Origin of the sequence: Geminicoccus sp. (assembly GCF_036263595.1) — a bacterium.
Classification (GTDB): domain Bacteria; phylum Pseudomonadota; class Alphaproteobacteria; order Geminicoccales; family Geminicoccaceae; genus Geminicoccus.
Window position 1 is genome coordinate 25637 of the sequence record NZ_DATAGQ010000130.1, and the last position, 7760, is coordinate 33396.

The following is a 7760-nucleotide window of genomic DNA, read 5'->3' on the forward strand; positions in this document are numbered from 1 at the left end:
CCTGGCCGTTCCGACTTGTTGCGGCACGAGTCGGTCCACGAGCTGTGGACCGCCACGACCGCCTTGGATTCTTCTCAATATAGAGCGGCAGATACGAAGATCTGCCTCGAAAGTTCAAAAGTTTCACAAAATGAATAATGACCTCGCCGCGCAAAGCAGAACGCCATCCACCTCCCCGATCAATAATGAAAATCGCCGGGAAAGATCAAAGGATACGTTCATCACTCCGATGCGGCCCGTATCTCTGTCCGATGGCAAGAAAGAATTGAAGAGCCAGCTTCAAATCCAGCCTGCCGCCCGACGGCCGTACGTCAATAACACCTTGCGATCTGAATGTGATCACGTCGGCCCGGATACAATGGCATGGCCATGGATGGGGAATCAATGGCAAGCCGCAGAAATCGGTCAGGTATTTCTAGCTTTTCCTGGAAATCCACATTGCTGTCCTGGCCGTGCAAGAAACGCGGCCGTGATCCAGGTCGTGCAGGCTGACGACTGGATCCGCATCGGAAGATGGCACTTATCGGGTGGCGTTGTTCTTTCCGCGGAGCAACGGTGCCGTCCATCGCGGCAGCGATGAACCACGGCTCGCTGCGGCCAGACTCCAGGCGGTTTCTCGCCTGGAGTCTGGCCGCACCTGATCACGGCTGATACAGGGACTGCCCATGGCTCATGAAGGTGTCCCCGTGACGAGGTTCGAGCTTGCTCCCGTTCTCGCCGAGACCGATCGGCAATTTCCGGACACGGTGGAGCGCCTGAAGGCATTCCTGAGGTTCCCGTCGATCGGCACCGCCCAGGCCTATCACGGCCCGACCAGGGAATGCGCCGCCTGGCTGGCCAACGAGCTGTCGAGCATTGGCTTCGAAGCGGCGGTGCGGCCGACCGGCGGCATGCCGATGGTCGTGGCCCATCATCCAGGCCCCGGCGACGACGCGCCTCATCTGCTCTATTACGGGCATTACGACGTCCAGCCGGTCGATCCGATCGAGCTGTGGGACACGCCGCCCTTCGAACCCACGGTCGTCCAGGGCGCCCATGGGCCCAGGATCGTCGCCCGCGGTGCCGTCGACGACAAGGGCCAGGTCATGACCTTCGTCGAGGCGTTCCGGGCCTGGCTGAAGGTGCACGGCACCCTGCCTTGCCGCGTGACGGTGTTCATCGAGGGCGAGGAGGAGGGGTCGTCGCCGTCGCTCGAGCCCTTCATGCATGCCAACAAGGCCGAACTGCAGGCGGATGTCTGCGTCGTCTCGGATACCGGGATGGTCGATCCGCAGACGCCGGCGATCACCACCTCGCTGCGTGGCCTGGCCTATGTCGAGGTCACCGTGCACGGCCCGGAGATGGACCTCCATTCAGGCATGTTCGGTGGCGTCGCGGTCAACCCGAACAATCTCCTGGTCCGGATCCTGGCGGAGATGACCGATGCCGACGGGCGGGTCACCATTCCCGGGTTCTATGACGGCATCCTGGAGCCGTCGGAGGCCGTGACGGAATCCTGGAAAGCTTTCCCGATCACGGAGGAGCAGTTCCTCGGCGGCGTCGGCCTGAAGGGGCCGCACGGCGAGAGGGGCCGCTCCTTCCTGGAGCGGAACTGGACCAGGCCCACGCTCGACATCAACGGGATCTGGGGCGGATATACCGGCGACGGTGCCAAGACGGTCATTCCGGCGAAGGCGTCTGCGAAGATCAGCGCGCGGCTGGTGCCGGGACAGCACTGGGACCAGATCGCCCCGGCCATCCTGAAGTTCGTCCGGGATCGGCTGCCGCCGGACTGCCGGATGACCCATCAGGATTTCGGCTCCTCGCCCGGCATCACCGTGCAGACCGAGGGCCCCTGGATCGAGGCGGCGCGGGCCGGGATCCGGCAGGTGTTCGGCAAGGAGCCGGTCCTGATGGGCTGCGGCGGCTCCATTCCCGTCGTCGGCAGCTTCCAGAAGATCCTGGGCATGGAGACGCTGCTGGTCGGCTTCGGCCTGGACGATGACCGCGTGCACAGCCCGAACGAGAAGTTCGACCTGGTCTGCCTGCGGCGCGGCGTGGAGACCCACGCGGCCATGCTGGCGGCGCTTGCCGGCGTACGGGCCTGAGAGGGAGCACGACATGGCGTTCAGGTGCGACATCCCTGCGGTCCCGACCGTCCAGCGGGACGATCAGGACGTCCGGATCACTCGCTGGGACTTCCTGCCTGGGGCGGTGACCGGCTGGCATGAGCATGGCTGGCCCTATTTCGTGATCATGCTGGCTGCCGGCACTCTCCGCATCGACGACGGCAGCAAGGTCACCGACGTGCCGCTGGAGCATGGCCAGACCTACCAGCGGCCCGCTGGCATCAAGCATGACGTCATGAACGGCTCGGACCACCCGATCGCTTTCGTGGAGATCGAGATCAAGCGGCCGGAAGCGATCTCGGCGGGCTGAGCAGGTCTTCTGGCGCTGAGGCTGCAGGCCGCACTCGGGCAGGAAACGACCTGTCCTGCGTGCAAGCCCTTGTCGGATCTGTTCATCTTCCCTAAGGCGCGGTGCCAGGGTGCGGCAAGACCAGCATCCTCGCCATGGTCGGCATCGGGGAAGAGCGTCTCATGAAGATCGGGGTGCCGAAGGAGCGTGCGGCGCATGAGCGTCGCGTCGCGGCTACGCCGGAAACGGTCAAGAAGCTGAAGGCGCTGGGCGTCGACGTCCTGGTGGAGGCCGGTGCCGGCGCATCGTGCGACATCGCGGATCAGCTCTACGTCGATGCCGGAGCGGAGATCGTGCCCGATCCCGCGGCCGTGTTCGCCGCCGACATCGTCTTCAAGGTGAAGCGGCCGGACGAGAGCGAGATGGCGCTGCTCCGGGAAGGCCAGGTCCTGGTGGGCCAGCTCGACCCCTACATGAACAAGGACCAGGTCCAGGCCTATGCCGGCAGGAAGGCGGTCGCCTTCGCGCTGGAACTGCTGCCGCGCACGACCCGCGGGCAGGCCATGGACGTGCTGTCCAGCCAGGCCAACCTCGCCGGCTACAAGTCGGTGCTCGACGCGCTCGAGCACTATACCCGCGTCATGCCGATGATGATGACGGCCGCCGGCACGGTGACCGCCGCCAAGGTCTTCGTGATGGGTGCTGGCGTCGCGGGATTGCAGGCCATTGCCACGGCCCGGCGCATGGGTGCGGTCGTCACGGCCACCGATGTCCGCCCGGCGGCCAAGGAAGAGATCGCCTCGCTGGGCGCGAAATTCGTGGGATTCATTCCGGAGGGTGCCGCCACCGCAGGCGGTTATGCCCGCGCGCTGACGCCCGAAGAGCAGGCCAAACAAAAAGAAGTCGTCGCCGATCACATCAAGAACCAGGACATCGTGATCACCACGGCGCTGATCCCTGGCCGCAAGGCGCCGGTGCTGGTGACCGAGGCGATGGTGGCGTCGATGAAGCCGGGCTCGGTGATCCTGGACCTGGCGGTCGAGACGGGCGGCAACGTGGAAGGCTCGGCGGTCGGCGAGGTCGTCGTGAAGAACGGCGTGAAGATCGTGGGCAACCCGAACGTCGCCTCGCGGCTGGCTCCGGCCGCCTCGCTGCTCTACGCGCGCAACCTCCTGAACTTCGTGACCCTCCTGGTCGACAAGGAGACGAAGGGGCTGGTCGTGAACCGCGAGGACGAGCTGATCAAGGGCACCCAGCTCACCGACGCCACCGGTGCTGTCGTCCACGACGCGTTCAAGTCCGCCTGAAGACGCCGGAGAGACAAGCCATGGAACTGATCGACCACAGCGTCTTCAACCTGATCATCTTCGTGCTGGCGATCTTCGTCGGCTACTACGTCGTATGGTCCGTCACGCCGGCCCTGCACACGCCGCTCATGGCGGTCACCAACGCGATCAGCTCGGTGATCATCGTGGGCGCGCTGGTGGCCAGCGGCTCCGGCAGCACCGTGGCCATGATCTTCGGCCTGATCGCGGTCGTCCTGGCGGCCGTGAACATCTTCGGCGGGTTTGCGGTCACGCACCGCATGCTCGCCATGTTCAAGAAGCGCGGTTGAGGAAACGGCCATGAATTCCAACCTCGCCGCCGTCGGCTACCTGATCGCCGCCATCTGCTTCATCGTCAGCCTGCGCGGCCTGTCCTCGCCGGCCACCTCCCAACGCGGCCTGCGCGCCGGCATGATCGGCATGACGATCGCCGTCGTCATCACGCTCCTGTCGCTGTCCGAGCCCTCCTTCCTCACCTACCTCCTGATCGCCGTCGCCCTCGCGATCGGCGGCGGAGCCGGCTACTACACGGCGCGCAAGGTCGAGATGACCGCGATGCCGCAGCTGGTCGCGGCCTTCCACTCGCTGGTGGGCTTGGCCGCGGTGTTCGTGGCGGCCGGTGCCTTCGCCAGCCCGCACGCCTTCCACATCCTGGTCCCCGGTACCGTCGATTCGATCAAGGGCCTGTCCCTGGTCGAGATGGGCCTGGGTGCGGTGGTCGGTGCCGTGACCTTTACCGGCTCGATCATCGCGTTCGCCAAGCTGCAGGCGCTGATGGGTTCAGCCCCGATCATGCTGCCGGCCCGCCATGCCATCAATATCGGCATCGGCATCCTGATCCTGCTCCTCCTGATCTGGCTGATCATGGCCCAGAGCACGACGGCGTTCGTGCTGCTGATCCTGTTCTCCCTGCTGATCGGCGTCCTGCTGATCATCCCGATCGGCGGTGCGGACATGCCGGTCGTCGTGTCCATGCTGAACAGCTACTCCGGCTGGGCTGCGGCCGGCATCGGCTTCACCCTGAACAACCAGGCGCTGATCATCACAGGCGCGCTCGTCGGCAGCTCGGGTGCGATCCTCAGCTACATCATGTGCAAGGCGATGAACCGCTCGTTCATCTCCGTGATCCTGGGTGGGTTCGGCGAAACGGGCGGGGCTGCCGCTGCCGGTGGTGCGGAACAGAAGCCGGTGAAGGCCGGCTCGGCCGAGGACGCCGCCTTCATGATGCAGAACGCGCAGAAGGTGATCATCGTGCCAGGCTACGGCATGGCGGTGGCCCAGGCGCAGCATTCGGTCCGCGAGCTGTACGACGCGCTCACCAAGGAGGGCGTGGAGGTCAAGTTCGCGATCCACCCGGTGGCGGGCCGCATGCCCGGCCACATGAACGTGCTGCTCGCCGAGGCGAACATTCCCTACGATGTCGTGTTCGAGATGGAGGACATCAACAGCGAGTTCGGCCAGACCGACGTCGCCTATGTCATCGGCGCCAACGACATCACGAACCCTGCCGCCAAGACCGACAAGACTTCGCCAATCTACGGCATGCCGGTGCTGGATGTGGACAGGGCCAAGGCCGTGTTCTTCGTGAAGCGCTCGATGGCGGCAGGCTATGCCGGCATCGACAACACGCTGTTCTTCCAGGACAACACGATGATGCTGTTCGGGGACGCGAAGAAGATGACCGAGACCATCGTGAAGTCGATGTCCGGCGGAGGCCACTGAGGTCCTCGTGCTTCCAGGCGGATGTGCTGCATCTGCAGTACATCCGCTTTGCGATGCGCACGGTCCTCGTCAAGCGAACCTGTCCTACCCGAAGCTCCTGGCCGACGTCGGTAGCGCGCGCTGAGGGACATGCAGGGCGGCCGTGCCTTCGGTCGGGTCGCCTTCATGAATCCATGCGGTGAACGGGTGGCCAAGCTTCTGGGGAACCAGGCCGGATCGGCCTTACCATTCCCGCCCCATGAACTCTTCCAACGCGGCTGCCGGAGTCTTCCGGTAGACGCCGGCGCGGCTCACCGTCGTGCCCGTCAGGCGTTGGAGGCCCAGTGCGGCTTCGGCTGCCTTGGCAACGGCGGCGATGCCGTTGAGCACCGGCGCCCCGTCGACCGCAAAGCCTCGCTCGCGCGCGAACAGCAGCATCGGCGGCCGCCCGCGGGCAGGATCACCTCCGCGCCATCAGCGACGAGCGGTCGGACCTGCTCCTCGAACTGAGTGCGGACCTTCCTATAGGCGTCCTCGTTCTCGAAGGCGCGCATGAACAGGTCGAGGTCCGCCCGTATCGCGCGCACGCCGGCGATGCGGCGCTCCAGGCCATGCCGGACGACCTGATCCTCGTGCCAGGGAATGAAGACGGGGTCGATCGTCACCAGGCCGATCTTTCGGCCGAGCGTGCAGGCGGTCAGCAGCGCGGCCTCGCCCAGGCCGATGACCGGCACATCGAGCGTGGTCCGGCATTCGAGCAGGCCCGGCTCCTGAAAGTGGCCGATCACGAAGGCGTCGTAGCCGTTCCGTTCGGCATCGATCGCGTGGCGCACGGTCTGGATGGCGCAGCGGAACTCGGTGAGCGGGCCGAAGAAGCGGTCGGGCGGCGTGAGCCCATGCACCTCGAACCGCGTACCCGGTGCAGCCACATGGTCCAGCATCGCCTGCAGGCGCGTGATGTAGGGTGCCTGCGCCTGCGGATCGACGAAGCTCTGGTACCATATCCGGCTGACCGTCCTGGCCTCGGCCATCTCGATATCCTCCATGGTCGGACACCTTGCTCAGTCGTGGCCCGCCGGCTGGCGCCGCATCGCCTTCACGCCCGAGCGCTGCGACTTTGTGGCCAGGCGCCGTTCCTTCGAGCCCTTGGTGGGCCTGGTTGCGCGGCGGGTCTTCGGCCGGATCGCGGCTGCCTGGATCAGCGCCACCAGCCGCGCCACCGCATCCTCCCGGTTGCGCTCCTGGGTACGGAAGTTCTGGGCGTGGATGATCAGGATGCCGTCCTGCGTCATCCGCGAGCCGGCAAGGCGGATGAGCCGTTCGCGGACATCCTCGGGAAGGGAGGGCGAGTTGAGGACGTCGAAGCGCAATTGCACGGCCGTCGACAGCTTGTTGACGTTCTGGCCGCCAGGCCCCGATGCGCGCACGAAGTTCTCGTCGAGTTCGCGTGGGTCCAGCCGGATCGAGGCAGTGACGGGAATCATCGGGCTTTCCAAGGCGCTGGCGGATGTTTGCTCCAAATCATCCGCGTTGACCATTGGTGCCGCGCCCTCCGATATCGCGCGGCAACGCAATCGGCTGGAAGCACCACATGTCTCTTTCGGGAAAGATCGCGCTCGTCACCGGTGCTACCGCCGGGATCGGCCAGGCCATCGCTCGGGTCCTGCACGAGCGCGGCGCGAGGCTGCTCGTCACGGGGCGCAACGAGGAGGCCGGGAGACGGCTCGAATCGGAGCTTGGGAATGCGCGCTTCGTTCCCGCCGATGTCACCGCTCGCGTGGCACCGAAGCTGCTGGTCGATGCCGCCATGGAGACCTATGGCCGCCTCGACATCCTCGTGAACAATGCCGGGATCGTGATGCGCGGCAACGCCGACCAGTGCACGGACGAGCAGTGGGAGCGGATCATGACCACCAACGTCACCTCCCTGTTCCGGCTGAGCCGGGAAGTGCTGCCGGTCATGCGCCGGCAGGGCAGTGGCTCGATCATCAACATCGCGTCCGACTGGGGACTGGTGGGTGCCGTCAATGCCCTGGCCTATGGCGCCAGCAAGGGGGCCGTCGTGCAGATCACCCGGTCGATGGCGATCGACCATGCGCGCGAGGGGATCCGGGTGAACGCGGTCTGTCCTGGCGACACCGACACGACCATGCTGGACGGCGCCATGACCGGCGGCGACCGAGCAGCCGAGCTCGCCAAAATGGGCGACGCCTTGCCACTTGGCCGCGTCGGCCAACCCGTCGAGATCGCGAGGGTCGTGGCGTTCCTGGCGTCGGACGACGCCAGCTTCATCACCGGCGCCTGCCTGCCCGTGGATGGCGGCAACACCGCCCAGTG

General features: G+C 65.8%; 8 protein-coding genes. 6 read left to right on the plus strand and 2 right to left on the minus strand.

Features of this window, described 5'->3' with window-relative positions; all coding sequences use genetic code 11:
• The first annotated feature begins 686 nt into the window (after positions 1 to 686).
• The 5 genes from VHL31_RS12455 (at position 687) to VHL31_RS12475 (ending at position 5444) form a co-directional block, all read left to right on the plus strand.
• The gene (locus tag VHL31_RS12455; protein ID WP_329661539.1) at positions 687 to 2087 is read left to right on the plus strand and encodes a M20/M25/M40 family metallo-hydrolase; all 1401 of its coding nucleotides are present in this window, start codon (positions 687 to 689) and stop codon (positions 2085 to 2087) included.
• 13 nt (positions 2088 to 2100) lie between these two features.
• Complete coding sequence (locus VHL31_RS12460; RefSeq protein ID WP_329661540.1) at positions 2101 to 2418, plus strand: cupin domain-containing protein; 318 nt, start codon at positions 2101 to 2103, stop codon at positions 2416 to 2418.
• A 161-nt stretch (positions 2419 to 2579) separates the two neighbouring features.
• A complete protein-coding gene (locus tag VHL31_RS12465) occupies positions 2580 to 3704 on the plus strand; it encodes a Re/Si-specific NAD(P)(+) transhydrogenase subunit alpha (protein WP_329661541.1) in 1125 nt (374 codons plus the stop codon).
• 20 nt (positions 3705 to 3724) lie between these two features.
• Positions 3725 to 4012 carry a proton-translocating transhydrogenase family protein gene (locus VHL31_RS12470; RefSeq protein WP_329661542.1) on the plus strand — a complete coding sequence of 96 codons (288 nt, stop codon included), beginning with the start codon at positions 3725 to 3727 and terminating at the stop codon, positions 4010 to 4012.
• Between the two features lie 10 nt (positions 4013 to 4022).
• The gene (locus VHL31_RS12475; RefSeq protein WP_329661543.1) at positions 4023 to 5444 is read left to right on the plus strand and encodes an NAD(P)(+) transhydrogenase (Re/Si-specific) subunit beta; all 1422 of its coding nucleotides are present in this window, start codon (positions 4023 to 4025) and stop codon (positions 5442 to 5444) included.
• A 305-nt stretch (positions 5445 to 5749) separates the two neighbouring features.
• On the opposite strand, the gene VHL31_RS12480 is transcribed toward VHL31_RS12475, so the two are convergent.
• Together VHL31_RS12480 and arfB are read right to left on the minus strand one after the other, a co-directional pair.
• On the minus strand, positions 5750 to 6454 hold the full coding sequence (locus VHL31_RS12480; protein WP_329661544.1) for an aspartate/glutamate racemase family protein: 705 nt from the start codon (positions 6452 to 6454) through the stop codon (positions 5750 to 5752).
• Between the two features lie 30 nt (positions 6455 to 6484).
• On the minus strand, positions 6485 to 6907 hold the full coding sequence (arfB, locus tag VHL31_RS12485; protein WP_329661545.1) for an alternative ribosome rescue aminoacyl-tRNA hydrolase ArfB: 423 nt from the start codon (positions 6905 to 6907) through the stop codon (positions 6485 to 6487).
• A gap of 107 nt (positions 6908 to 7014) precedes the next feature.
• Here arfB and VHL31_RS12490 point away from each other — a divergent pair.
• A partial coding sequence (locus VHL31_RS12490) for a glucose 1-dehydrogenase (protein ID WP_329661546.1) occupies positions 7015 to 7760 on the plus strand: 746 nt, incomplete at its 3' end.

Bases quoted from the DNA above. Each gene is read 5' to 3' on its own strand.
- VHL31_RS12460 (WP_329661540.1), top strand. From the start codon at position 2,101: ATGGCGTTCAGGTGCGACATCCCTGCGGTCCCGACCGTCCAGCGGGAC.
- VHL31_RS12465 (WP_329661541.1), top strand. From the start codon at position 2,580: ATGAAGATCGGGGTGCCGAAGGAGCGTGCGGCGCATGAGCGTCGCGTC.
- VHL31_RS12470 (WP_329661542.1), top strand. From the start codon at position 3,725: ATGGAACTGATCGACCACAGCGTCTTCAACCTGATCATCTTCGTGCTG.
- VHL31_RS12475 (WP_329661543.1), top strand. From the start codon at position 4,023: ATGAATTCCAACCTCGCCGCCGTCGGCTACCTGATCGCCGCCATCTGC.
- VHL31_RS12480 (WP_329661544.1), bottom strand. From the start codon at position 6,454: ATGGCCGAGGCCAGGACGGTCAGCCGGATATGGTACCAGAGCTTCGTC.
- arfB (WP_329661545.1), bottom strand. From the start codon at position 6,907: ATGATTCCCGTCACTGCCTCGATCCGGCTGGACCCACGCGAACTCGAC.